The organism is Gallaecimonas aegicerasi (genome assembly GCF_045291545.1).
In the GTDB taxonomy this organism is placed as follows: Bacteria; Pseudomonadota; Gammaproteobacteria; order Enterobacterales; family Gallaecimonadaceae; genus Gallaecimonas.
Genome location: NZ_CP149514.1, coordinates 2,630,856 through 2,654,213, shown reverse-complemented (window position 1 = coordinate 2,654,213; position 23,358 = coordinate 2,630,856). Strand labels below are relative to the sequence as shown.

21 protein-coding genes are annotated in these 23,358 nt (G+C 56.0%); 9 read left to right on the top strand and 12 right to left on the bottom strand.

Annotated features, from left to right (window positions below; genetic code table 11):
* The first annotated feature begins 45 nt into the window (after window positions 1–45).
* A complete protein-coding gene (gene add / locus WDB70_RS13015) occupies window positions 46–1,047 on the top strand; it encodes an adenosine deaminase (protein ID WP_406665024.1) in 1,002 nt (333 codons plus the stop codon).
* A gap of 26 nt (window positions 1,048–1,073) precedes the next feature.
* Here add and hemN read toward each other — a convergent pair whose 3' ends face one another.
* From hemN to WDB70_RS12995, 4 genes are all read right to left on the bottom strand, one after another.
* Window positions 1,074–2,432 (bottom strand): oxygen-independent coproporphyrinogen III oxidase, encoded by a 1,359-nt coding sequence (hemN, locus tag WDB70_RS13010; RefSeq protein WP_406665022.1) that lies wholly within the window; start codon window positions 2,430–2,432, stop codon window positions 1,074–1,076.
* A gap of 69 nt (window positions 2,433–2,501) precedes the next feature.
* Window positions 2,502–2,942 carry a DUF2489 domain-containing protein gene (locus WDB70_RS13005; RefSeq protein WP_406665021.1) on the bottom strand — a complete coding sequence of 147 codons (441 nt, stop codon included), beginning with the start codon at window positions 2,940–2,942 and terminating at the stop codon, window positions 2,502–2,504.
* A complete protein-coding gene (gene yihI / locus WDB70_RS13000) occupies window positions 2,939–3,424 on the bottom strand; it encodes a Der GTPase-activating protein YihI (RefSeq protein WP_406665019.1) in 486 nt (161 codons plus the stop codon). The genes WDB70_RS13005 and yihI overlap by 4 nt, the downstream gene beginning before the upstream one ends.
* A gap of 6 nt (window positions 3,425–3,430) precedes the next feature.
* Window positions 3,431–4,063: a class I SAM-dependent methyltransferase gene (locus tag WDB70_RS12995; RefSeq protein WP_406665017.1), complete on the bottom strand. Its 633-nt coding sequence runs from the start codon at window positions 4,061–4,063 to the stop codon at window positions 3,431–3,433.
* On the opposite strand from WDB70_RS12995, the gene WDB70_RS12990 reads away from it, so the two are divergent.
* Window positions 4,040–4,453, top strand: coding sequence for a hypothetical protein (locus WDB70_RS12990; protein ID WP_406665015.1), 414 nt, complete (start codon window positions 4,040–4,042; stop codon window positions 4,451–4,453). The genes WDB70_RS12995 and WDB70_RS12990 overlap by 24 nt on opposite strands.
* 82 nt (window positions 4,454–4,535) lie before the next feature.
* Here the strand turns inward: WDB70_RS12990 and WDB70_RS12985 are convergent, their stop codons facing one another.
* Window positions 4,536–5,159 (bottom strand): c-type cytochrome, encoded by a 624-nt coding sequence (locus WDB70_RS12985; protein ID WP_406665013.1) that lies wholly within the window; start codon window positions 5,157–5,159, stop codon window positions 4,536–4,538.
* A gap of 223 nt (window positions 5,160–5,382) precedes the next feature.
* Between WDB70_RS12985 and yihA the strand changes: the two genes are divergently transcribed.
* Window positions 5,383–6,018: a ribosome biogenesis GTP-binding protein YihA/YsxC gene (gene yihA / locus WDB70_RS12980; RefSeq protein WP_406665011.1), complete on the top strand. Its 636-nt coding sequence runs from the start codon at window positions 5,383–5,385 to the stop codon at window positions 6,016–6,018.
* Between the two features lie 436 nt (window positions 6,019–6,454).
* Here the strand turns inward: yihA and polA are convergent, their stop codons facing one another.
* Window positions 6,455–9,205: a DNA polymerase I gene (gene polA / locus WDB70_RS12975; protein WP_406665009.1), complete on the bottom strand. Its 2,751-nt coding sequence runs from the start codon at window positions 9,203–9,205 to the stop codon at window positions 6,455–6,457.
* A 376-nt stretch (window positions 9,206–9,581) separates the two neighbouring features.
* On the opposite strand from polA, the gene elbB reads away from it, so the two are divergent.
* Entirely contained in the window at window positions 9,582–10,232 is a 651-nt protein-coding gene (gene elbB, locus WDB70_RS12970) for an isoprenoid biosynthesis glyoxalase ElbB (RefSeq protein ID WP_406665007.1), read from the top strand.
* A gap of 162 nt (window positions 10,233–10,394) precedes the next feature.
* Complete coding sequence (locus tag WDB70_RS12965; protein WP_406665005.1) at window positions 10,395–11,012, top strand: helix-turn-helix transcriptional regulator; 618 nt, start codon at window positions 10,395–10,397, stop codon at window positions 11,010–11,012.
* Here the strand turns inward: WDB70_RS12965 and WDB70_RS12960 are convergent.
* Window positions 10,985–11,602 (bottom strand): 7-cyano-7-deazaguanine/7-aminomethyl-7-deazaguanine transporter, encoded by a 618-nt coding sequence (locus WDB70_RS12960; RefSeq protein WP_406665003.1) that lies wholly within the window; start codon window positions 11,600–11,602, stop codon window positions 10,985–10,987. The genes WDB70_RS12965 and WDB70_RS12960 overlap by 28 nt on opposite strands.
* Window positions 11,603–11,805: 203 nt before the next feature.
* On the opposite strand from WDB70_RS12960, the gene WDB70_RS12955 reads away from it, so the two are divergent.
* Both WDB70_RS12955 and WDB70_RS12950 read left to right on the top strand, forming a co-directional pair.
* Window positions 11,806–12,789, top strand: a complete 984-nt coding sequence (locus WDB70_RS12955; RefSeq protein ID WP_406665001.1) for a response regulator — start codon at window positions 11,806–11,808, stop codon at window positions 12,787–12,789.
* 1 nt (window position 12,790) lies between these two features.
* The gene (locus WDB70_RS12950) at window positions 12,791–13,741 is read left to right on the top strand and encodes a diguanylate cyclase (RefSeq protein ID WP_406664999.1); all 951 of its coding nucleotides are present in this window, start codon (window positions 12,791–12,793) and stop codon (window positions 13,739–13,741) included.
* On the opposite strand, the gene WDB70_RS12945 is transcribed toward WDB70_RS12950, so the two are convergent.
* The 4 genes from WDB70_RS12945 to WDB70_RS12930 form a co-directional block, all read right to left on the bottom strand.
* A complete protein-coding gene (locus WDB70_RS12945; protein ID WP_406664997.1) occupies window positions 13,738–16,011 on the bottom strand; it encodes a sensor histidine kinase in 2,274 nt (757 codons plus the stop codon). The genes WDB70_RS12950 and WDB70_RS12945 overlap by 4 nt on opposite strands.
* Complete coding sequence (locus tag WDB70_RS12940; RefSeq protein ID WP_406664995.1) at window positions 16,011–18,446, bottom strand: EAL domain-containing protein; 2,436 nt, start codon at window positions 18,444–18,446, stop codon at window positions 16,011–16,013. The genes WDB70_RS12945 and WDB70_RS12940 overlap by 1 nt, the downstream gene beginning before the upstream one ends.
* Before the next feature lie 102 nt (window positions 18,447–18,548).
* Window positions 18,549–18,827 carry a DUF3630 family protein gene (locus WDB70_RS12935; RefSeq protein WP_406664993.1) on the bottom strand — a complete coding sequence of 93 codons (279 nt, stop codon included), beginning with the start codon at window positions 18,825–18,827 and terminating at the stop codon, window positions 18,549–18,551.
* A 7-nt stretch (window positions 18,828–18,834) separates the two neighbouring features.
* Window positions 18,835–20,250, bottom strand: a complete 1,416-nt coding sequence (locus WDB70_RS12930; protein WP_406664991.1) for a protein adenylyltransferase SelO — start codon at window positions 20,248–20,250, stop codon at window positions 18,835–18,837.
* A gap of 143 nt (window positions 20,251–20,393) precedes the next feature.
* On the opposite strand from WDB70_RS12930, the gene WDB70_RS12925 reads away from it, so the two are divergent.
* Window positions 20,394–21,071, top strand: a complete 678-nt coding sequence (locus WDB70_RS12925) for a pirin family protein (protein ID WP_406664989.1) — start codon at window positions 20,394–20,396, stop codon at window positions 21,069–21,071.
* A gap of 3 nt (window positions 21,072–21,074) precedes the next feature.
* On the opposite strand, the gene recQ is transcribed toward WDB70_RS12925, so the two are convergent.
* Complete coding sequence (gene recQ / locus WDB70_RS12920) at window positions 21,075–22,898, bottom strand: DNA helicase RecQ (RefSeq protein ID WP_406668098.1); 1,824 nt, start codon at window positions 22,896–22,898, stop codon at window positions 21,075–21,077.
* Window positions 22,899–22,936: 38 nt separating this feature from the next.
* On the opposite strand from recQ, the gene WDB70_RS12915 reads away from it, so the two are divergent.
* On the top strand, window positions 22,937–23,356 hold the full coding sequence (locus tag WDB70_RS12915; RefSeq protein WP_406664987.1) for a thioesterase family protein: 420 nt from the start codon (window positions 22,937–22,939) through the stop codon (window positions 23,354–23,356).
* The last annotated feature ends 2 nt before the right edge of the window (window positions 23,357–23,358 follow it).

Sequence of the window (23,358 nt, the reverse complement as noted above, 5' to 3'; positions counted from 1 at the left end):
TTCGATACACTAGGGAGCATAACCACAAGCATAAACGGGCCGAGCATGATCGATAACGCCTTTCCGCTGGTAGATATTCACCGTCATCTGGATGGGAATGTCCGCCTGACCACCATCATTGAACTGGCGCAGCAGTTCGGGGTCAGCCTGCCAGCGGATGATGTAGCGGGTATGAAGCCCTATGTGCATGTCATGGAAAATGAACCTTCGCTGGTCGCCTTTTTGGCCAAATTAGACTGGATGGTCAAGGTACTGGGTGACTACGACGCCTGTTACCGGGTGGCTTATGAAAACGTCGAAGATGCCCGCTTGGCGGGTATTGACTACACCGAGCTGCGTTTTAGCCCCTGGTATATGGCCATGAGTCAAGGCCTGCACCCACAAGGGGTGGTGGAAGCGGTGGTCGCCGGGGTTGCTGCCGGCAGTCGTGATTTCGGGGTGAAAACCGGGCTTATTGGTATTCTCAGCCGTACTTTCGGTGCTGAGCAATGCCAGCGTGAGCTGGATGCCATTCTGGCCTGTAAAGCGCAGCTGGTGGCCGTGGATCTGGCCGGTGACGAACTGGGCTTTCCGGGGCCATTATTTGATCGCCATTTTCGCCAGGTACGTGATGCCGGCCTGCACGTGACGGTGCATGCCGGTGAAGCTGCCGGGCCAGAGTCAGTCTGGCATGCACTGCAAGAGCTGGGTGCCGAGCGGATTGGCCATGGCGTGCAGGCAGTACAGGATCCGGCGCTGCTGGCGTATCTGGCTGAACACAATATCGGTATTGAATCCTGCCTGACATCTAATATCCATACGTCTACGGTGGCCAGCCTGGCAACGCACCCGATCAACCAGTTTCTGGCAGCAGGGGTGGCGGTGAGCCTGAATACCGATGACCCTGGGGTCAGCGCGGTGGAGATAGCCCATGAGTACGCTGTTGCCGCCCCGGCTGCCGGGCTCAGCCCGGCACAGATCAGGGCCTGCCAGCGCCATGGCCTGGCCATGAGCTTTCTCAGTGCCGCCGACAAGACCGCATTAGTGGCAGCGAAAGCCGCGCAGTAGGAAAAAGGGGCCAGTCGGCCCCTTTTTTAAATCACCCGTGAAAAGCGATGTTGCTGTACCTGCTTGCGCAGGTGGGCATCAAAGGCGGTAGCAATGGTTCGCACCAGTGCCCGCCCTCGAGGTGTGATCACAATGCCGCTGTCGCTTATCAGCAATAAGCCGTCTTTTACAAAAGGTGCCAGCAGTGGCACGTCGTCGGCAAAATAGTGGCGGCTATTGATGCCCAAACGTTCATCCAATGCTTCCCAATTGAGCATGAAGTGGCACAGTAATTCGCGGATCACCACCGCCCGGTACTGGTCATCCATGCTCAGCTGATAGCCTTTGGCTCGGGCGTGGCCCTGAGCGTCGGTAGCGCGCTGATAACTGGCCAGATCTTTTTCATTCTGAACATACAGATCGCCCACTTTGCTGATTGCCGAAGCACCGAGAGCCAGCAGCTCACAATCGCCGTCAGTGGTATAGCCCTGAAAGTTGCGGTGCAGTTTGCCTGCCGCCTGGGCTTTGGCGAGCTCGTCACCTTCTTTGGCGAAATGGTCCATACCGATAAAACGATAACCGTGGCCGGTAAGATGCTCTACGGTGGCCGCGAGGATACGCAGCTTTTCATCGGGGCTCGGCAGGGTGTCATCTTTGAGCTTACGCTGGGCGGCAAAACGCTCCGGCAGGTGAGCGTAGTTGAAGATGGAAAAGCGATCCGGGCCCATGGCCAGCGCCTTGTCGAGGCTGGCAATAAACTGCTCACGGTGCTGAAAGGGCAGGCCGTAGATAAAATCCATATTGATGGAGTCAAAGCCCTGCTGGCGGGCTTCGCGCATCAGCCCGGCGATGTGTTCTTCGCTTTGAACCCGGTTGACTGCCGCTTGCACTGCCGGGTCAAAATCCTGAATTCCCATCGACAGCCGCTTAAAACCAAGCTCGGCCAACCAAGCCAGATCGGTGAGCGCAATGGCCCGCGGGTCTACTTCAATGGCACCGTAATAATCATCAGCAAAGCTGAAATGGCTTCGCAGCATGGCCATCAGCCGGCGCATTTGCTGTTGGTTAAGGAAGGTGGGTGTACCGCCCCCCAGATGCAGCTGATGTACCTGGAAATCCGCAAAAAGCGGCGCCTGATAGGCAATTTCCTGCGCCAGATGATCCAGGTAACGGTCAGCCTTGTGGCTGTGGCGAGTGATCACCTTATTGCAGCCACAGTAGTAACAAAGCTGGTGGCAAAAGGGGATGTGCACATACAGGCTGAGCTGGCGAGACGGTGCTCTGGCAATGGCATCGCGCCACTGATCGCCACGCACCGTCTCGGTGAAAGACAGGGCGGTCGGGTAAGAGGTGTAGCGCGGTGCCGCCATGTTATAGCGGCGGATCAGATCAGCATCAAACTGCATGGAGCCAGCTCCTCGGGCATCATAGGCGGCCAGTATCGCTCCCGGCGGCCCATAACGGCTTGATCTGACTCAATGACGCAGGTCTTTGAGTACCTCAGCTTCCTGGCGAATACCATCGGCCAACTCCTGCTCCCAGCCTTGCCGCTGGCGGTCCTGCTGGCGGCGTTCCGTTTTACTCAGGGCCTGACGCGCCTCGTGGGTTGGCATGTCTTTTACCCGCTCAAAGAGCGTGAACAGGGTGGGAAAGGTTTGCTGATATGGCTGGTGCGGGTGCAGGTGATCCAGCAGGTTACAGATGCGGATCGCGCCTTCAGAGAAATCACACTGCTCTTCGAGCATGGCGCGGGCAATGATATGGATACTGTCCAGCAGTTTGGTATTGCGCGCAGCGATGGCCTCTGCCTGGCGCTGGCGTTGCTGACGCAACAGATACAATAGCCGGCCGGCATAAAAAGCCAGGCCGGCAATGATCAGGGCAGCAAGTATGATCAGGACAGTCAGCCAGCTCATGCCGGTTGCTCCTCGTCATCCCAGTCAATATCGTCAATGATGTCACCGTCGCCATCGATACCCAGCTCGCTCATCAGCTTGTCTATCTGATCGGTGATGTCATCCAGGTATTGCTGATCGTCATCACTAAGGGCCTGGCCGGCATCAAGCTGGTCCAGCAGGGTATTGAGCCGGGGATCATTCTCCAGTGCCTCCAGCCGCGCCGTTTTTGCCAGGCGGTCATCTGCCGGCGGCGCTGACGGCGCCGCCACTGCCTTGGCTTTTACCAGTGGTACGGCCTTGGTGGAACCCAGCCGTGGGTCCTGGCGCTGCTGCGGGTTTGCAGACGTTGTCGTGGCCTTGCTGGGGCCTTGCCGGTGCCCGGCGCGGTGCCCTTTGCCAGAACGCTTAGAGCCTTTGGCGGCCGGTTTGGTGTTACCCAGTTCGGGGTTTTTTGACGGGCCCAGCTTACCTGGCCCTCGGGCTTTTTTCTGTCGTGTCATTTGTCGTTACCTTTTTTGCAACAGCAATACGTCGGTGTCGAGCCGTTGCCAGCTAAAGCCGTGCCGGCTGGCGAGCCAGGCAAAAGTCGCTTCGCTGTAAAAGCTGACGTGAGTCGGGTCATTCTTGTAATGCCAGCTGGCGAAACGCGCCGGGCTTATTACCAGTTTCGTCATAATGCCCAGCCAGCCACCGGGCCGGACCAGGTCGGCCAGCTGTTGCCAGCTTTGTGCCGGCTGCTGAAAGTGTTCAACCACTTCAGTGCAGGTGACAAAGTCATAACAGCTGTTCAGCCGCTGCGGGTCCGGGGCATAAAACGGGTCGAAGGTTGTCATCTGCATGCCGGCTTTCTCCAGCATGCTTGCCAATACCGGCCCTGGGCCGCACCCAAAATCGAGCCCACGCTGGCCGGGCTGCAGGCGGGCCAGCAAGGGGATGCTCAGGCGCTCAAGAAAGCGCCGGTAACCGTCGTCATCGGCACTGTTCTGGTGTAGATCATAAACCGCCTTTTCTGCCGCCGCTGCCAGGTGGCTGGCCGGATCGGCAAAAACCAGCCGGCAACATTGGCACTGCCAGTAGCGGCGGTGTTTGTCTTCAGCGTAAGGAGATACGGGCGCATGGCACAGTGGGCATGGATGCATGGACGGCATTTTACGGGACAGTCAGGCAAAGAAAAAGGCGATGTACATGCCATCGCCTTATCCCTTGTGTCTAATTTGACACTTTCCCATCGCAGCAGCCGTTATTGTTGTTTTTCGGTGCCGAGGATTTCCATTTTATTTTTACCAGCTTCCTTGCGTGGTTATTATTTTCACGTCATTCCCGACGCTTTCTTCATCTTCCATGGGGTCCAGCCTTGCGGCCTTTCCATTTTGGTTGATTGGCGCTTTTCCCAAAGGTTTGTTGGCGTTGGTCTTCCTGACCTTATTGCCGTTTCCTTCGTACCTGCCTGGTTAGAGCAGGCCAGCAAACCTTGCGACGCACTCAACCTACCGCCCCCGATCTTGGGGTGCAACCTTTATGAAGGCTGAACAGCGAATCATTGCCAAAAATTCGTACTGGATCACAGTTATGAAAAAGGCACCATTTGGTGCCTTTTTTGTTATGCGGTGCCTAGTGCAGGCCTGACAAATACTTGGACAGGGTGTCGATGTCCTTATCGCTGAGTTTGGCGGCAATGTCCCGCATCATGCCATTGGGGTCGTTGGCCCGAGTGCCGGCTCGAAAGGCTTCCAGCTGGGCTTTGATGTAGTCAGGGTGCTGGCCGGAGATATCCGGATATTTGGCCAGGCTATGGCCATCGCCGCGAGGGCCATGGCAGGCTACACAAGCAGAGATGCCCCGGCTCATGTCACCGCCCATAAAGAGTTTCTGGCCTGCGGCAACAACGTCTTTGGGGGTGCTACCCGGGGTCATGGTTTGGCTGGCAAAATAGGCCGCCAGATCTTCCATGTCCTGTTCTGACAGTGGCATCACCATGCCGCCCATGACCGCGTTACTGCGGCCTTCTTTACCACCGGTCTGCATGGCCAGCTTGAAGTTTTGCAGCTGCTTGAGCAGATAACTGGCATGCTGGCCAGCAATTTTGGGGTACATGGCCAGTGGGCTGTTGCCATCGGGACCATGACAGGCGGCGCATGTCGCCGACTTTGCTTTACCTGCTTCGGCATTGCCAGCTGCCTGCGCCAGCGTTGAACAACCGGCCAGCAGCATCAGTGCTAGTGCGATTCTTTTCATGATGATCCGTTCTGTTGTTTCAATGTCCACGACACGTCCGACACAACCAGCCCGTTATCTGGTCGTCTGACATGTTAGAATTATCTCAGTGCCAGCAAGGTTGTTAACATTAGGTAACGCAACTTTGCCAAAGTCGCTTGCCGGCTGCGTTTCAAGCTGCCCGTATTGTACACAAAAATTCAACCTTGTCTTTAACTGCGGCGTCACAAACCCGATGAATTCCATGACAGAAATTGATTTCAAACAAGCCCGCTTCATTACCTCTGCTCCTGACATTCGTCATTTGCCGCGCCACCAGGGAGTAGAAATTGCCTTTGCCGGCCGTTCCAATGCCGGTAAATCCAGCGCCCTGAACGCCATCACCAGCCACCGGCAGTTGGCTCGTACCTCCAAAACGCCGGGGCGTACACAGTTGATCAACCTGTTTGCTGTCAGCGATCAGCATCATCTGGTGGATTTGCCGGGCTATGGCTTTGCCAAAGTGCCGCTGGCGATGAAAGAAAAGTGGCAGGCCAGCCTCTCTGAGTATTTGCAAAAGCGGGACTGTTTGCGTGGTCTGGTGGTGTTGATGGATATTCGGCATCCCTTCAAGGATATCGACCAGGATCTGATTTTCTGGGCGGTTGAGTCAGGATTGCCGGTGCTGGCGGTGCTGACCAAGGCAGACAAACTCAAAAGCGGTGCCCGCAAGAATACCGTGCTGCAATGTCGCGAGGCGGCTCTGGCTTTTGGTGGTGATGTGACGGTGGTTGCCATGTCGGCGTTAAGAGGCATTGGTGTTGATGAAGTGCGTCGTCACCTTAGCCAGTGGTTGTTGACTGCACCGGCAGCCGCTGCTGACGACGAGCCGACAGAGTAACGGCTCGGCATACAGGCAAAAAAAATCCGGTGGTAAACCACCGGATGCAAATATTAGCTCTTTTGGGGGAGAAGCTAATAAGTCAGCAGAAAATCACCACAGGCTGTTTGAAGGCCTGACGGTTATGCAGCACCTACAAGGTAACGCAACTTTTGACCGATTTGAAGTATTTACTCTAAAAAAGTTCAGAACAGTCTGTTGCGGATAAAAAAAACGCCCCACTTCAATGAAGCGAGGCGGCTATTTGTAGCCAAATCCACTACGTGAAACAAAAGACTCAACGTTCAGAGTCTTATATACCCTACACCTTCAGTCTAGCGACTCACCGTCGTGATGAGAAGATTTTTTTGTAATTTTTTTTCATTACGATGGTTTTTAAGGCAATTATTTCGTTTTTGACCAAAATATTCGCCATTTTTGAGGTTTTATTACAACGTTAGTGAGCCTCCTCCCAGGAGCTGCCGATACCCGCTTCTACTTTCAGTGGCACTTTAAGCTCTGCCGCCGCTTCCATCAGCCGGCTCAGTTCTGCAGCGGCCTGGTCGGCAAAACCCTGTTCCACTTCCAGCACCAGTTCATCGTGTACCTGCATCAGCAGGCTGACTTTGTCACTGGCTTGCTCGGTTATCCATTGATCAACGGCGATCATCGCTTTTTTGATGATATCAGCCGCGGTGCCCTGCATCGGAGCGTTGATAGCGGCACGCTCTGCAGCTTTTTTGCGGCCCTGATTGCGGGCTTTGATATCGGGCAAGTACAGGCGGCGGCCAAACAGGGTTTCCACAAAACCTTGCTGCTCGGCACGCTGGCGGGTGTTTTCCATGTATTGCAGGACGCCCGGATAACGTTCGAAATAGGTATCCATGTAGCCTTGGGCTTCACTACGGCTGATGTCCAGCTGGCGAGCCAGGCCAAACGCCGACATGCCATAGATCAGGCCGAAGTTTATGGCTTTTGCGCGGCGACGCTGTTCACTGGTGACATCTTCCAGGGCCACGCCGAAGACTTCGGCGGCAGTGGCGGCGTGAATATCGCGATTTTGAGCAAAGGCATCCAGCAGCCCCTGATCACCAGACAGGTGCGCCATGATACGCAGTTCTATCTGCGAGTAGTCGGCGGCAAGAATGCAGCGCCCCGGCGGCGCCACAAAGGCTTTGCGAATACGCCGGCCTTCTTCGCTGCGCACCGGAATGTTTTGTAAATTCGGGTCGGAAGACGACAGCCGGCCGGTGGCCGTTACTGCCTGATGGTAACTGGTATGTACCCGGCCGGTATGCTCGTGGATAAGCAGTGGCAGCTTATCGGTGTAAGTGGATTTGAGTTTGGCCAGGCTGCGGTATTCGAGGATCACCTTGGGTAACGGGTGATCGTGGGCCAGCTCCTGAAGCACTTCTTCGGCAACCGAGGGCGCCCCGGAAGGGGTTTTTTTCAGCGGCTTGATAGCCATTTTGTCGAACAGGATCCCCTGCAGCTGTTTGGGGCTGGCGAGGTTAAATTCTTCACCGGCCAGCTCATAGGCTTGTTGCTGCAAGGTGGAGATCCGTTCTGCCAGCTCCTGGCTTTGGGTTGCCAGTAGTTGTTTGTTGATCAGTACTCCGGTTCGCTCCATGCGCGACAGCACCGGCACCAGAGGCAGCTCGATGTCATCAAAGACGGTTTTCAGGGCGGGTTCTTTTTCCAGCATCGGCCACAGCGTCTGATGCAAACGCAAGGTGATGTCGGCATCTTCGGCGGCGTACACAGCTGCTTCACTGATGGTAACCTGATCAAAGGTCAGCTGTTTGGCGCCCTTGCCGGCAACGTCCTCAAAGCTGATGGCTTTATGAGACAAATACTTAAGTGACAGGCTGTCCATGTCATGGCGGCCGGCTACGGAGTTGAGTACATAGCTTTCCAGCATGGTGTCAAAGGCAATTCCCTGCAGGGCGATGCCGTGGTTTGCCAGAACGCTCATGTCATACTTGAGGTTCTGCCCCACCTTCTTGTGCTCGGCACTTTCCAGCAGGGGTTTGAAAGCCTCCAACACGCAGTCGCGATCTAGCTGGGTTGTTTCGTCCAACTGGCTGTGGCCAAACGGGATATACGCCGCTTCACCAGCGCTTGTGGCCACTGAAAAGCCCACCAGATCGGCCTTCATGTAATCCAAAGAGGTGGTTTCGGTATCAAAGGCAAACAATGGGGCGCCAGTCAGTTTGTCTAGCCAGTGGCGCAGCTGCTCAGGACTGTTGACCAGCTGGTATTGCCCCCGGTCAATCTGTGGTGCGGCTTGTTCGGTACTGGCGGCCGGGGCCACTGCTGTGGTGTCTTCGTCCAGTACTTCGGCCAACCAGCGGCGAAACTCCAGCTTGCCATATAACTGCACCAAAGCATCACGGTCGGCGGTTTTGATGGTTAAATCGAGCTGTTCGTCACTGAGGTCAACATCGGTTTTAATAGTAGCCAGCAGATAGGACAGCCGGGCCTGCTCTTCGTTGTCAGCCAGTTTCTGGCCCAGGCTCTTGGCACCGCGAAAGCCCAGCTCGGCCACCTTGTCGAGGTTTTGGTAAATATCGTCCAGGCTGCCCAGCCCTTGCAGCAGTCCCAGTGCGGTTTTTTCACCGACACCAGGGACACCGGGAATGTTGTCGACCTTATCGCCCATCAGTGCCAGAAAATCGATGATCAGCTCAGGGCCTACGCCGAATTTATCGCCGACGCCAGCCGGATCCAGCACGGTGTTGGTCATGGTATTGATGAGGGTGATGTTGTCGTCCACCAGCTGCGCCATGTCCTTGTCACCGGTGGAAATCAGCACCGCTTGGCCTTCGGCAGACGCCTTGCGGGCCAGGGTGCCAATGACGTCGTCGGCTTCGACCCCTTCAATGATGATCAGCGGCAGTCCCATGGCCTTGACCAGCGCATGCAGAGGCGCTACCTGGCTGCGCAGGTCATCTGGCATTGCCGGGCGTTGTGCCTTGTATTGTTCAAACAGGTCGTCGCGAAAGGTTTTGCCCTTGGCATCAAAGACTACCGCCATCTGGCTGGGCTGGTACTGACGCAACAGGCTTTTGAGCATGTTAACGACACCGTAGACGGCCCCGGTGGGTTCGCCGGCGGAATTGGTCAGGTGCGGCGGCGCATAAAAAGCACGGTACAGGTAGGAAGAGCCATCCACCAGAATGAGCGGATTTTCGACGTTGGCAGCCATAGGAGATCCTGATCTTTGTTGATGGCGCCAAGCATGCCATAGGGGCCGTCGGGAGGAAACTCACAGCCTGTGGATAAGTCTGTTGAGGAAATAACCCGGGCCGCCAGCTGCAAAGGCAGTTAGCGTCATGGCGATCTGCTGAGAGCCACGCTGTGAAAGGGTCTGGCGATGTTGTGCACAGTCGGGCGGGGATGTGGACAGCAATTCCCTGCTTGTGAGTAACACTATTCCTGACGGTGCTGAATTGTTGAGGCTTTGTAAAAAGCCGATAGCCAGAATAGCACTGCCTGAAATATGTGCAATACCTTTTTTAGGCAACGGGTGACAAGCTGTGATCAGCGCCCTACCCTAGGGCGAAACAGTGCAGGAGACAGTAATGAAAAAAGTCGCGGTGATCCTCAGTGGCTGTGGGGTTTTCGATGGTGCCGAAATTTACGAATCGGTTTTAACGTTGTTGGCATTGGCACAAGCGGGAGCCGAGGTAAAAGTGTTTGCCCCGAATGTTGAACAGTTACAGGTAATCAATCACCTCACGGGCGAGGCAATGGCAGAGAGTCGCAATGTGTTGGTTGAAGCGTCGCGCATTACCCGCGGTGAGATCACTGACGTGGCTAAACTTCAGGCCAGTGATTTTGATGCCTTGATTGTACCTGGTGGCTTTGGAGCGGCAAAAAACCTCTGTGACTTCGCTGTTAGCGGCGCTGATTGCCAGATCCAGGCGGATGTCCTCGCCGCTTTGCGCAGCTTTGCAGAGGCCAACAAACCCGTGGGTTATATCTGTATTGCCCCGGTGATGATCCCGAAAGTCTATGGTGATGGGGCTAGTGGCACTATTGGTACTGACGCTGACACAGCCGCGGCATTCAATGCTATGGGGGGCCAGCATCAGTCTTGCCCGGTGGATGAGTTCCGGGTCGATGAAGCGCGAAAAATAGTCTCTACACCGGCTTACATGCTGGCTGGCAACATTCTCGAAGCCAAAAGTGGCATTGATAAACTGGTCAAAGAGGTTTTACGGCTCAGTTAAAAAAACAGCCGGCGGGAGGCCGGCTGGAAGGTGAGCAATGTCGTGTAGTGCCGTATTGCAAATACGATACTTTGCTAATGATAACCATTATCGTTATCGTGTCAAGCGGTTTCAGCATTGAGTCGAGTTGTCGTTGCGGCGCATAATGGTGCCATGCCGAGCATGACACGCATTCTTTACTTACTGAAAACCCAGGGGCCGCAAAGCGCACAAGCGTTGTCGGCGCAACTGGGGATGACCGCCATGGGTGCTCGCCAGCACCTGCTGGCTGCTGAAGAGCAGGGCTTAGTGGAAAGCCAGATGGAAAAGCGGGCTGTTGGCCGGCCTGCACGAGTGTGGCGGTTGACGGAAACGGGTCATGCCCGCTTTCCGGAACGTCATGCTGACTTGATGCTGACCATGATTGATAGCGTACGCGACCTGTTTGGCGAAGCCGGTCTGGAAAAAGTGGTTAGTCACCGTGAGCAGCAAATGCAAGCGGTTTACCAGCAAGCCATTGATCACAACGCCCCTGTTGCCGAGCGCTTGGCCACGTTAGCCAAGCTGCGCAGTGCCGAAGGCTATATGGCGGAAGTCGAAACACTGGCGCCGGGGCAGTGGCTGCTGGTTGAACACCACTGCCCGATCTGCTCGGCAGCCCAACATTGCCAGCAATTTTGCCGCTCTGAGCTGACCCTGTTCAGCCATTGTCTGGGCAGTGATGTGCAGGTCAGCCGGGTAGAACACCTGCTTGATGATGGCCAGCGCTGCGCTTATCGCATCGTCCAGGCCAGTGACTGACGGCGTTGCAATAGCCGCTCCAGTAACCACCCGTACAGCGGTAAAAAACACAGCAGGCTAATGAGCAGTTTGAAGCCATAGTCAAACAGGGCAATGGCCAGCCAATGTATTGCCATAAAAGCATTACTGCTGCCATAAAAAGCCACCGCAAAAAACACCAGAGTATCTGCCAGATTACCCACCACGGTGGAAAGTAGTGGCGCTAACCACCACTGATACTGGCGCAGGCGATTAAAGACCTGGATGTCCAGTAACTGTCCCAACAAATACGCCAGAAAAGATGCCAGTGCGATACGGGCAATGGCCAGGTTGAACAGTGCCGGCTCCTGGCTCATGGCCGTGCTCACCCCGTAACTTATCAACAAAGCCGGTATCATCACCCGGGCAATTACCTGCCTGGCTAACGGCGCACCCAGCAGCCGAACAGTCAGGTCAGTGGCGAGAAAAATAAATGGAAAGGTAAAAGCGCCCCAAGTGGTATGTAATCCCCACAGTGTGAAGGGGAACTGCACCAGATAGTTTGAGACGGTGATCACCAAAATATGCAAAGCCACTAGGGCCAGCAAGGCTCGATGGTAGGGTGATTGCATTGTCAGTCCTTTTTCATGCCGGGGTGAGGGAACCCGGTAACCGGAGCGAAGCCTAATCAGTGCTGGCGGGGGATGCAAGGGCTCCCTGTTCGTTGGACTAGGCAATATCTATGTTGTTGTTTGCAAAAATGCTTTTTTTGGGTTGACGGTAGCTGGCCAAAGATCCGACACTAGCTGCCGCGAAGTTGAAGGATTAAACAGCATTGGGCGCCCGCGTCATTATTTGTGACGATTCCCGCCTGGCCAGAAATTTTCTGGCGCGCTCGCTTCCTAAAGGGTTTGCCGACGAGCAGCACTTTGCGGCCAGTGGCCGTGAAGCCTTGGAGCAAGTGCAGGATGGGCAAGGGGATCTGCTATTTCTGGATTTGAATATGCCAGACCTGGACGGTTACCAGGTGCTGGCGGCTTTGCATGCCCGTCAGTCAGACTGCCGCGTTATTGTGATTTCCGGCGATATTCAGCCCAAGGCCCGGGCCCAGGTTATGGAAATGGGCGCGCTGGCTTTCCTGCCCAAGCCCCTGGAGCGCCAAACCCTTCTTGACGCACTGTTTGAACTGAAACTAATCAGTGCTGCCCAGCGCCAGCATCCCGGCAAAGAAACGCCGACGGGTGAAGGCCCGGACCGTATGGAAGTGCTCCGGGAAGTGGCTAATGTGGCCATGGGCCGTGCTGCTGGCACCTTGGCGGGTATTTACAATGTTTTTGTACAGATCCCGGTGCCACGTATTCAGGCGTTACCGGCCCGGGAACTGCAAGACTTGCTGGAACAATGGCAAACCCGCCCCGGCCACCAGGTTATCAGTCAAGGCTTTGTGGGCGCAGGTATCAGCGGTGAAGTGCTGATGGAGCTGTCCAGTGATGAAGCCCATGGCATGGCCAGGCTGATGGGGATGCAGGTCGAACAGGCCGAAGAAGAAGCCTTGATGATCGCGCTGTCGACGATTTTGATCGGTATCTGCCTCAAAGGCATGGCCAGCCAGCTGCAATTGGCGTTCAGCCAGGGCCACCCCATTATTCTGGAACGTGATGGCATCCGTAATCTGCAGAATATGGATGACCGCAACGTGCTGTGTATCCGTTTTGGCTACCAGGTTGCCGAGCATAATTTGCATCAGGAGCTGGTGCTGGCCATTACGCCAGCCTCACTACCGGCGCTGGAGCAGCGCCTCAAACAACTGGTGAACTGAGATGCTCGACCACTCACTATCAGATATTCAGCAATTGCTGGGCGTGTTGGATTGCCTGGATGTCGGGCTAGTGGTGGTAGACCGTCAGTACCGTATTCGCTTCTGGAATGAGTTTATGGCCAACCACTCTGGCCAGGCCTTCAGTGACATCAAAGAACAGCCCCTGTTTGCGACCTTCCCCGAACTACCGGAACAGTGGTTGCGCCAGAAAGTAGATACAGTTATGGCGCTTAATACCACCACCTTCACCTCCTGGGAACAGCGCCCGCAGCTATTTCCGTTTACCTCTTACCGGCCGCTGACCGGCCGTTCGGTGAGTATGTTCCAGAATCTCACCTTTATTCCCATGCCCGATGACAAAGGCCATGTGGAGCGGGTGGCAATAGTGGTGTCTGATGTCACCGAAGCCGCCAACTCGCGCCAGGCACTGGAAGAAGCCAATCAACGGCTTTCGGTGTTGTCTCGCACTGACCCTCTCACCGGCCTGCTGAACCGCCGCTCCTGGGAAAATGCCTTGCAGGACGAATTTAACCGTTGCCGCCGCAGCGGTGGTACCAGTGCGCTGGTGATGTTTGATATTGACCACTTCAAGCAGGTCAATGATGAACACGGCCACCAGGCCGGTGACAAAGTGCTGCAGCATGTGGCCGCGCTACTGCGTGAGACGTTACGTTCCACTGACAAAGCCGGCCGTTATGGTGGTGAGGAATTTGCCCTGTTGTTGGTTGATACCAATGCCGAGCAAGCGGCGCAACTGGCAGAGCGGTTACGCGAAAAGCTGGCGGCACACCCGGCCATGGCCGATGACAAAGCGTTAGTCATCACCATCAGCATGGGTATCGCCGCCCTCAGTGGAACCACCTTTACTGACCAGGATTGGGTGAAAAACGCAGACCGGGCACTTTACCAGGCCAAGCACAGCGGTCGGGACGCCATTGTCATGGCGGATTAATCAGCGCTGTCCGGCGCCTGTCGCAGACGAAACTGCACTGTCACCACTGCTCCGTTGTCATAACCGAACTGTAAGTCGCCTCCCAATTGTTTGGTCAGGGTGCGTACCAGCTTCAAACCTAGCGATGGTGTGGTCAGGGGATCTATTTCCGGTGGCATACCGGGGCCATTATCCTGCACTGTTAGTTGATAATGCTGCGGAGCAAGCTCGGTAAAGGTCACGCAAACCTGACCACCCGCTGTATCGCCGGCGTACTTGATGGCATTGGTCAGCAACTCGTTGAGGATCAGGCCAAGTGGGATCATGTGCTCCGGAGCAAAAAAGGCGGCACTGATCTTGAGCTGCACCGGTACCGTTGTTCGCCCCAGGCTGCTGTTGAGATCGCGTACCAGTTCATGAACGTAAGTATTTACGTCAATAGTGCTGAGCTGTTTTGACTGATAAAGCCGTTCGTGCACCAAAGCCATGGCTTTGACCCGGCTGGCCGCTTCGCGCAGACTTTTTTCCGCTTCCGGGGCCTCGGCACTGCGGATTTGCATATGCAGCATGCTGGCGACAATCTGCATATTGTTTTTAACCCGGTGATAAACCTCCTTGAGCAAGACTTCCTTTTCCAGCAGGTTTTCGCGGATCTTTTTGTCGGCGGCGCGCTTGTCTGACACATCCCGGGCTATGGCCATAACGGCGTTCTCGCCACCCATGGGAATGGGGCTGAGCATCACATCCAGCGGAAAGCACGTGCCATCCTGACGTTGCCCTTCCAGATCGAGGTTTGTGCCCATTTCCCGAAAGCGAGGCTGCTGCATGTAGTTTTGCCGTACCTGCTGATGCTGCTGGCGAAGATCGCCGGGTATCAATATTTCAATAGGGTGGCCCAGCATTTCATCCTGTTCGTATCCAAACAGCTTCCGCGCCTGCTGGTTGGTGTAGATGATAAGACCCGCAGCATTGACCAGGATCACCGCACCCGGTGCCATTTCCAGTAGCGTCGAGCTACGCAACTCGGCATCAGCCAGTTTGTGGTAAGTCTGCTCCAGCTCCCGGTGGCGGTTACGGGCGCGGATGATCAGCACACTGATAATGGCCATGGTGATGGCACCCAATACTGACGACACCATCAGGATCATCGGTGAGTTATAAGCCAGGTGATCGCTTCTGATGTGGATTTTCAGCGGTACATCGACAGTGCCCAGATTGAGCGTGGCATTAGCACTGGCAGCCTGGCTGGTGGTGATGCTGAGCACTTCCTGAAGGTGACTGGCCGTTTTTGCAAAAAGCAATTTTTCACTGACTTCACTGACCAGTCGGCGCTGTTGGTCGATGGGCGAATAAAGGGTTAATTGCCCGTTGTGGAAACGGGCGACGCTGTCGGCGGGCTGGTTTTCAATATGCAGGTGCAGTAGTTCCGGGAAGTCCTGCTGATAGGTTTTGACGTCAGCAGCCCAGCCACGGCTTTCAAAGCCCTCGTCAGTTTTTAGCCGCAGCGCCATGCGGCGCAGGGCTTGCTGTAAGAAGGTGAGTCTTTCCTGGAGCAGCAACGTCTGCTGTTTGATGAGACTTTCTACCGCTGCCTGGTGCTTGGTGCTCTCCAACTGATAGAGGTTCATCGAGGCAAAGGAGCCAATGACGATCAAAGACAAAAATAACGACAGCGGAATGGCATACAAACGCTCTCCTTGCGGAGTATGGCGCAAGCAGTAAAACAATAAGCTGGCGCTGGCAATGGCCATCAGCAATGCCGTGTGAAAGGCCATACCGGAAGAAAACTGGCTCAGCAGGCTGTGTTTATCGCCAGACAGGTAAGCCAGCAGCGTAAACAGGCTGATGGTCAGTACGACCGCGTTGCTCAGCCAGGACAACAAGAGCGGCGTACGGTACAGAGCAAGAAAGATCAGGCCGACGGCCAGCACTACAAAGCTCAGGCTGGTGGCTGGTGACATGCGGCCGGGGAATTGCCCCTGCTCCGGTGGCGCCCAGTCGGTGAGCAATAGCTGATCGATGCCCCAGTTTTGCTGTAGCGGGTATTGCAAGTAAGTAAGCAGTGCCAGCGCCAGCAAGGTCAGACTACACAGCCAGAACCACAGACGTTGTTGCTGGCCCAGCAGCAACATGGCCGAGCCGGTGAGAATAAAACCCAGGGCGGTGTTAAAACGCATGATGGCGTCAAAGCCCAGCGTGATCAGCAGGTGGTTATGGTTAAACCAGCCAAACACCACCAACAACGCAACGCTGATCAGGATAATGGCGCTGGGGGTGCGAAAATGGTTCATCAGCTATTGGCCCGCTTGAGAATATCGTCAGCGGTTTTCGGCTTACCCAGCAAGAAACCCTGCACCCGGTCACAGCCCTGCTGGCGCAGGTGATCAAGCTGGCCCTGTGTTTCCACGCCTTCTGCTACGACTTCCATACCGAGCTGCTGCGCCATGGCAATGGTGGCATTGACGATGGCTCTGTCGTTGGCGTCCTTTTCGATGTCTTGCACGAAGGAGCGGTCGATTTTCAGGACCTTGGGATTAAACAGTTTCAGGTAGGAGAGCGATGAGTAGCCGGTACCGAAATCATCAATGGCCAGGTTGACGCCCAGACGACGCAGGCCTTGCAGGACCTTCAGCGATAAATTGACGTCCGAGAGGGTATTTTCGGTGATCTCCAAGGTCAGCCGGCGAGCGGGAAACAGGCTTTCATCCAGGGCCATTTCGACGTTACTCACAAAGGCCGGATCGCGAAACTGTGCCGGGGAGACATTCACTGACAAGTGAATGTCCTGGCCGGCATTGTGCCACTGCTTGCCCTGAGTGCAGGCTTCACGCAAAGCCCATAGACCCAGATCATTAATCAGGCTCGATTTTTCAGCAATAGGAATAAATTCCGCGGGGCTGATGTGGTTGCCCCGGTGGTGCCAGCGCATCAATACCTCGGCTCCGCACAGCTGCAAGCTGGCTGTTGAAAAGATGGGTTGGTACTCCAAATACAGTTCCTGGCGCTCGCGGGCATGGCGCAGTGCCTGCTCCAGCTCCATGCGGCGGGTTAGCTGGCGGGTAAAGTCCGGGCTGTAGTAGCGGGCAGTGCCCCGGCCATCTGCCTTGGCCTGATACAGCGCCGAGTCGGCAAATTTCAGCAGTTGTGCTGCTTCTTTGGCGTCCGTGGGAAAGACACTGATACCGACACTGACCCCCAGCTGTACCTCAAAGTCGTTTAGCCGGTAACTGTGTGAGAGGTTATCTATCAGGTTATCAGCAACGCGCATGGCATTTTCCGGGCCTCGCAGCTCCGGCAGCAGCATCACAAATTCGTCGCCTCCCAGCCGAGCCAGGCGGTCAGTGCCTCGGGCACTGAGCTTCATGCGCTCGGCAATAAATTGCAGTAGCTGATCGCCGGCCTCATGGCCCAGCGAGTCATTGATGTCTTTGAAGTGGTCCAAGTCGATGAACAAGACAGCAAAATAGTCATCATGCAGGGCACTGCGGGCAACCAGCTCATCCAGCTCTTTCATCAGACGGTTGCGGTTCATCAGGCCGGTTAGTTCGTCAAAGTTGGCGAGCTGATGCATCTCCATTTCGGCCTGTTTGCGTTCGGTCAGGTCGTGTAATTGGTAGATAAAATAAGCTGGTGCACTGTGATCGTCATGAACAATAGCGATGTTGATCAGCATCCAGCGCCATTGTTCGCCTTGGGTTTTTAGGCGTAGCTCCAATTGGCAGGAAGGGCAGTGGCCTGCCAGCAGGTCATGAATTTTTTCGGTGAGCTGGTGGCTGTCAGCGTTGCTGGCTAGTAAGTCACGCACTTGTAACTCATCATTCTGGTCATGACCCAGCAAGCTGGCCAATGCCGGGTTCATCTGTAAGAAACGGCCATCTAGAGTCACCAGGGCTACGCCTACTGCCGAATGCATAAAGGCTTTTTGAAAGCGAACTTCACTGGATTTCAGCGCCCTTTCCATAGCCAGGCGTGGCTCGGCATCACGGATTACCAGCACCGCGCCATTGATACCGCCGCCATAGGCGCGGATCGGGGCGGCGGTGTAATCCACCCGCCGTTGCAGCCCGGAAGCCAGATTCAGCCAGCCGCCATAGATCATGTGCTGTACTTTGTCCTGGCGAATGGCCTGTAAAGTGGGTGCCAGTGTTTGCTCATTGTCGTCCGATGCCAGCGTCATGACATCTTCCAGTACTTTTCCTTGTATGTTGTTCTGCTCGTTACTGAGTAGCTGGCAGGCGGCGGGGTTAGCAAACTGCATCTGGTTATGCTCATCAACAGCAATGATGGCATCGTCAACGGCATTAAGAATGCTGGAAAACCAGGCTTCGGATTCCTGCAGCTCCTGCTCCAGGTGAGACTTGGTAATGGCCACTTCAATGGCGGCACGCACTTCGTTACTTTGATAAGGCTTGGTCAGGTAGCCATAGGGTGCAGTGCGCGCGGCGCGGGTAACGGTGTCCAGATCACTAAAGGCCGTGGCATAAATCACTGGCACATCATGCAGACGGCGGGCACGTTCTGCTGTGGTGATACCGTCAATACCGGTGCCCAGGTTAATGTCCATCAGCACCACATCCGGGTGGTTGTCAGACATCATTGTCAGTGCTTCTTCACCGGAATGGGCTATACCAACGACGCAATAGCCGTAGTCTTCCAGCTGCTCGGCCAGATTGGTCGCGATCAGTGCTTCATCTTCAACAATCAGCACCTTTGACGGGCAGTCCATAGCAGTATCCTTGGGTCCAGAAGGCCAGCCGAATTGACTCAAGGTAAAAAATAGCTGCTTTTACTGACTGCTGACGCGACTCAGGTCAAAATTGTTTGCTGATTAAGCATTTAATTGATGAAAACGAGTTAAAAAAGCCAACACGTCCTGGCCATCGTCGTTATCGGCTGCCAGCCAGGTGCAGCCAGAGAGATCTTCATATTCCAGGCGCAGTTCGGTGCCTTCAAAACTGACCCACCACTGATGGCGGTCGGCGCCACTTTCGCGCCGGTGTACCTGTAGCTCCAGCTGTTCCAGCCAGGGGGCTATATCATCGGCAAAGCTGTCCCAGCTACTGTTGACAGGCAGCATTAAGGTGGCGTGTTCAGGGTCGTAACGCATGGTGGCCTCAGCTTGAGCAGCTCAATACCAACCCTTTGCCGCTATCCGGGGGGCGCTGGCTCAGGTGGTGGCTGTCGGGGTGGTCGGTAAAAGGGCTTTGCAGGCTCTGATAGAGCGCGGCCAGCACCGTGAAGTCACCGCGTTCAGCGGCGGCGATGGCGTCCTGGGCCAGGTAGTTACGCAGCACAAACAGCGGATTTACCGCATCCATGGCGGTGCGGTCGATCCCCCCTTGCTGGCGCAACCGGGCGCGGTATTGGCTGGTCCAGCTATCCAGCGCCGCCGGATCAGGGTAATGGTCGCGGTAGGGCTGATGTTTGGCAGTGATATCCGTCTGACTCAGCCAGCGAAAGGCCAGCGAGTAGTCCTGCTGTTGGGTCGCCAGCAGCGCTAAAAAGCCGTTAATCAATGCGGCGTCGTCAGCACTCACCTGCTTTAACCCCAGGCGCCGGCCGATAAGCCTCAGATAATGGCCTGCTAGGGCGCTTTGAAATTCCTTGAGGGCTGTTACCAGTTGTTCGGAGTCAATCAACGGGCTTAAAGCCATGGCCAGGCAGTTGAGGTTCCAAAGGGCGATGGACGGCTGGGCATCAAAGGCATAGCGGCCACTGTGATCCGAATGGTTACAGACAAATCCTGGCCGGTAGTCGTCTAAAAAGCTGTAAGGGCCAAAGTCGAAGGTGTCGCCGAGAATAGAAAAGTTATCGGTGTTCATTACGCCGTGGGCAAAGCCATAGGCTTGCCAGTGAGCAATCATCTGTGCCGTTTTGTGCACTACCCGCTCAAAAAAAACACCGTTGGGCTGGTCGGCCAGATCCGGCCAATGGCAGTGCACAACATGGTCTTTAAGGGCCCGAAGCTGTTCATGCTGGCCGCTGTGAAAGCAGTGTTCAAAGTGGCCAAAGCGAATGTGGCTGCGCGCCACCCGCGTCAGCATGGCGCCGCGTTCGACGGTTTCACGCTGCACTGGCAGCTCACCGGCTACCACGCACAAGGCGCGGGTGGTGGGGATGCCCAGATGGTGCAGCGCTTCGCTGGCCAGAAACTCGCGAATACAGGAGCGCAGCACTGCCCGGCCATCGCCGCCACGGGCATACGGTGTCGGGCCGGCGCCTTTGAGATGCAGGTCCCAGTGCTGGCCTTCGGCATCGATTACCTCACCCAGTAACAGCCCCCGGCCGTCACCGAGCGCCGGGTTATAAATGCCAAACTGGTGGCCGGCATATTTCTGTGCCAGTGGCTGTGCCCCGTCAGGCAGCATGGCGCCACCAAATTGCGCGGCCAGTGGCCCTTCTATGCCGAGCTGCTTGGCCAGTGCCGGGTTCGCTACCACCAGCTCTGGTGCGGTAAAGGTGGCCGGTGCCTGTGCGCTGTAAAGTGCCGGGAAAGTGCGGTAAAAACGGTTATCGAAACGCAGGGCCATGGTTCCTCCTCAGAGCTGCCCAGTGTCCCACAAGGTGAAGTGGCACTAAATCAACTTTATTGAAAGGTTTTGCCAATTTTTAGCGTTTTTCATTCGAAAATACTGAGCGCAAACTAGGGTCCTTTCCTGAAAGGAGACCTGTTATGCGTATTCGTCCGGCAGCAGAACGTCTGCACAGTCAGCTGAACTGGCTTAATTCCTGGCACAGTTTTTCCTTTGGCCAGCACTATGATCCGGCCTGGATGGGTAGCGGCGCCCTGCGAGTGATCAACGACGATGTGATTGCCCCAGGCACCGGTTTTGGCACCCATGGCCACAACGACATGGAAATCATCACGGTGGTGCTCAGCGGCACTTTAAGCCACCAGGATTCGGCTGGTAACGAAGGCACTATTACCCCCGGCCGGGTTCAGCGGATGTCGGCTGGCAGCGGTATTCGCCACAGTGAATACAACCATTCACCGGATGAGCCGGTACACCTGCTGCAAATCTGGATTGAGCCCCACAGCCAAGGGTTGGCGCCAGGCTATCAGGAAGCGGATGTTCCCGCGCAGGCCGGCAAGGTGGTGCTGGCCGGCAAAGGCGGGCTGTTGTCCATTAACCAGGATGCCGAGCTAGCGCAGTTTCAGCTGGTTGCGGGGGAATCTGTTACCTTCAGTGCGGCGTCCAAGCGGGTGCGTTACCTGCATATCATCGAGGGCTCGCTCGACAGCGCTGCCGGCGCCTTTGGCCCTGGTGATGGTGTCGAGCTCAGCGCCGGCGAGCAATTGCAGTTAACCAGCCGTGGCAGCCGCTTTCTGGCCTTTGATGTCCCGGCCTAACAGTTAACGCTGGTTGAGGTAGTCGGTGATAAGCGCCAGAAAAGGCTCGCCGTAGCGGCTGAGTTTGGTCTGGCCAACACCACTGATGGCCAGTAACTCGGCTTCACAAGTGGGGAAATGGCTGGCCATTTCCGCCAATGTGGCGTCGTTAAATACCACATAGGGCGGCACGTCAAACTCGTCGGCCAGGGTTTTTCTGAGCCGCTTTAAGCGGGCAAACAGCACCTTGTCGGCAGCACTGTTGTCGGTAGCGCGGCTTTGTTTGACGCGAGTAACCAGCCTTGGCACCGCCAGTGTCAGTGACCGCTCACTTTTGAGCACCGGCCGGGCCGCCTCGGTCAGTGCCAGGGCGCTGTGGCGGGTAATATCCTGGCTGACCAAACCGTGGTGAATGAGCTGGCGGATAATACTGACCCAGTAATCATGGCTGTGCTGTTTGCCAATGCCCCAGGTGCTGAGCCGGTCGTGGCCCAGCTCCTTGATGCGGGCAGTTTGGGCGCCGCGCAGTACCTCTACCACATGGGCCACGCCAAAACGCTGGCCGGAGCGGTAAATGCAGCTCATGGCCATTTTTGCCAGCTCCGAGCCATCGAAGGTCTGCGGTGGGTCCAGGCATATATCGCAATTACCGCAGCGCTCGCCGCTGTACTGGCCGAAGTAGTTCAGCAGTACCTGGCGGCGGCAGGTCAGCCCTTCGGCAAAGCCGGCCATGGCGCTGAGTTTCATCAGTTCCACGCGCTGCTGGTCTTCGTTTTCAGACAGCTCGATGAGGCTTCTGACCCGGCCCACATCGCCTGGCTCAAACAGCATCCAGGCTTCGGCGGGCAGGCCATCGCGGCCGGCACGGCCGGTTTCCTGATAGTAAGACTCGATGTTTTTCGGCAAATCGAAGTGCACCACAAAGCGCACATCCGGCTTATTGATGCCCATACCAAAGGCCACCGTCGCCACCACGATGTCGATTTCGTCTTTTTGAAAGCCTTCCTGCACATGCTGGCGTTCGTCGTTGCTCATGCCGGCGTGGTAACTGGCGGCATTAAAACCCTGGCCGCGCAGCCGCTGGGCCAAATCATCAACGCGCTTGCGAGAGCCTGCGTAAATAATGCCGCTTTGGCCCCGCTGGCCGCTAACATACTGAAGTAACTGGCTGAAGGGTTTGAACTTTTCTACCACCAAATAGCGGATGTTAGGGCGGTCAAAGCTGGCCAGGTGTTCCAGGGGCTGGTGCAGCGCCAGGCGTTCACGAATATCCAGGCGGGTGGCACGGTCAGCGGTGGCGGTCAGGGCCATCAGCGGCACCTGCGGGAAGGCCGCTTTCAGTTCACCGAGGATACGGTATTCGGGGCGAAAATCATGGCCCCAGGCGGAGATACAGTGCGCTTCGTCAACGGCGAAAAGACTCAACGGAACGGCGTACAGGCGCTGCTGGAAATCGGCCTGCATCAGTTTTTCCGGCGACACATACAGCAAATCCAGTTCGCCGTGATGCAGCTGGTTGAGCACCTGTAACTGGCGGTCGCGCGGCAGGCTGGAATTGAGGTAGGCGGCTTTGACGCCCATGGCCAGCAGCTGGTCGACCTGATCTTTCATCAGGGAAATCAGCGGCGAAATAACAATGGCCGTGCCTGGGCGCAGCAATGCTGGCACCTGATAACACAGCGATTTGCCGCCACCGGTGGGCATTATCACCAGCGCATCGCGGCCCGCCAGTACGGCCTCAACCACTTGCTCTTGGCCGGGGCGGAACTGGTCATAGCCGAAGACCCTCGCCAGCACGTCGTGCGGCGACTCATCGGAGGACTTCACAAAAGCGGGGGCTTGGGACATGCTCATAGCGGCGGCCATTGTAATGCAAGGAGGGGCCATTGTCTTTCTGGTGGGCGGTGACCCGGCGATTAATCAAACTGAAGTGGCGACACTTCCGGCAACAGGGAGTGCGAGCCTTGACGAGCCTTAACAACACCCCGCTAACGCAGCAGGAAATTCTCGAGTTTGTGGGCGAGTTATTCACCCAGCAAATGCCCTTTAACCAGCTCTTGGGCCTGGAAGTGACCCGCTATGATGCAACTGGCGCCGAAGTGCGTTTTGCCATGGCCGACAAATTCGGCCGCATGGGCACCATTGATATGCGGGTGGATTACCTGCGCCCCGGCCGTGGTGAGCGTTTTGTGGCGACCGCCGAGGTGATCCGGGCAGGCAATAAAGTGGCGGTGACACGGATGGAGCTGCATAACGAAAAAGGCGATCATATCGCTTTTGGTACAGGCACTTACCTGGTTGGTTGAGG

Coding starts and splice junctions, on each gene's coding strand:
- WDB70_RS12960 (WP_406665003.1), bottom strand. CDS start 11,602: ATGCAATCACCCTACCATCGAGCCTTGCTGGCCCTAGTGGCTTTGCAT.
- WDB70_RS12930 (WP_406664991.1), bottom strand. CDS start 20,250: ATGGCCCTGCGTTTCGATAACCGTTTTTACCGCACTTTCCCGGCACTT.
- WDB70_RS13005 (WP_406665021.1), bottom strand. CDS start 2,942: ATGAGCTGGCTGACTGTCCTGATCATACTTGCTGCCCTGATCATTGCC.
- elbB (WP_406665007.1), top strand. CDS start 9,582: ATGAAAAAAGTCGCGGTGATCCTCAGTGGCTGTGGGGTTTTCGATGGT.
- WDB70_RS12985 (WP_406665013.1), bottom strand. CDS start 5,159: ATGAAAAGAATCGCACTAGCACTGATGCTGCTGGCCGGTTGTTCAACG.
- WDB70_RS12945 (WP_406664997.1), bottom strand. CDS start 16,011: ATGAACCATTTTCGCACCCCCAGCGCCATTATCCTGATCAGCGTTGCG.
- yihA (WP_406665011.1), top strand. CDS start 5,383: ATGACAGAAATTGATTTCAAACAAGCCCGCTTCATTACCTCTGCTCCT.
- WDB70_RS12965 (WP_406665005.1), top strand. CDS start 10,395: ATGACACGCATTCTTTACTTACTGAAAACCCAGGGGCCGCAAAGCGCA.
- WDB70_RS12950 (WP_406664999.1), top strand. CDS start 12,791: ATGCTCGACCACTCACTATCAGATATTCAGCAATTGCTGGGCGTGTTG.
- recQ (WP_406668098.1), bottom strand. CDS start 22,898: ATGTCCCAAGCCCCCGCTTTTGTGAAGTCCTCCGATGAGTCGCCGCAC.
- polA (WP_406665009.1), bottom strand. CDS start 9,205: ATGGCTGCCAACGTCGAAAATCCGCTCATTCTGGTGGATGGCTCTTCC.
- WDB70_RS12990 (WP_406665015.1), top strand. CDS start 4,040: ATGGCACAGTGGGCATGGATGCATGGACGGCATTTTACGGGACAGTCA.
- WDB70_RS12940 (WP_406664995.1), bottom strand. CDS start 18,446: ATGGACTGCCCGTCAAAGGTGCTGATTGTTGAAGATGAAGCACTGATC.
- WDB70_RS12995 (WP_406665017.1), bottom strand. CDS start 4,063: ATGCATCCATGCCCACTGTGCCATGCGCCCGTATCTCCTTACGCTGAA.
- hemN (WP_406665022.1), bottom strand. CDS start 2,432: ATGCAGTTTGATGCTGATCTGATCCGCCGCTATAACATGGCGGCACCG.
- WDB70_RS12925 (WP_406664989.1), top strand. CDS start 20,394: ATGCGTATTCGTCCGGCAGCAGAACGTCTGCACAGTCAGCTGAACTGG.
- WDB70_RS12935 (WP_406664993.1), bottom strand. CDS start 18,827: ATGCGTTACGACCCTGAACACGCCACCTTAATGCTGCCTGTCAACAGT.
- yihI (WP_406665019.1), bottom strand. CDS start 3,424: ATGACACGACAGAAAAAAGCCCGAGGGCCAGGTAAGCTGGGCCCGTCA.
- add (WP_406665024.1), top strand. CDS start 46: ATGATCGATAACGCCTTTCCGCTGGTAGATATTCACCGTCATCTGGAT.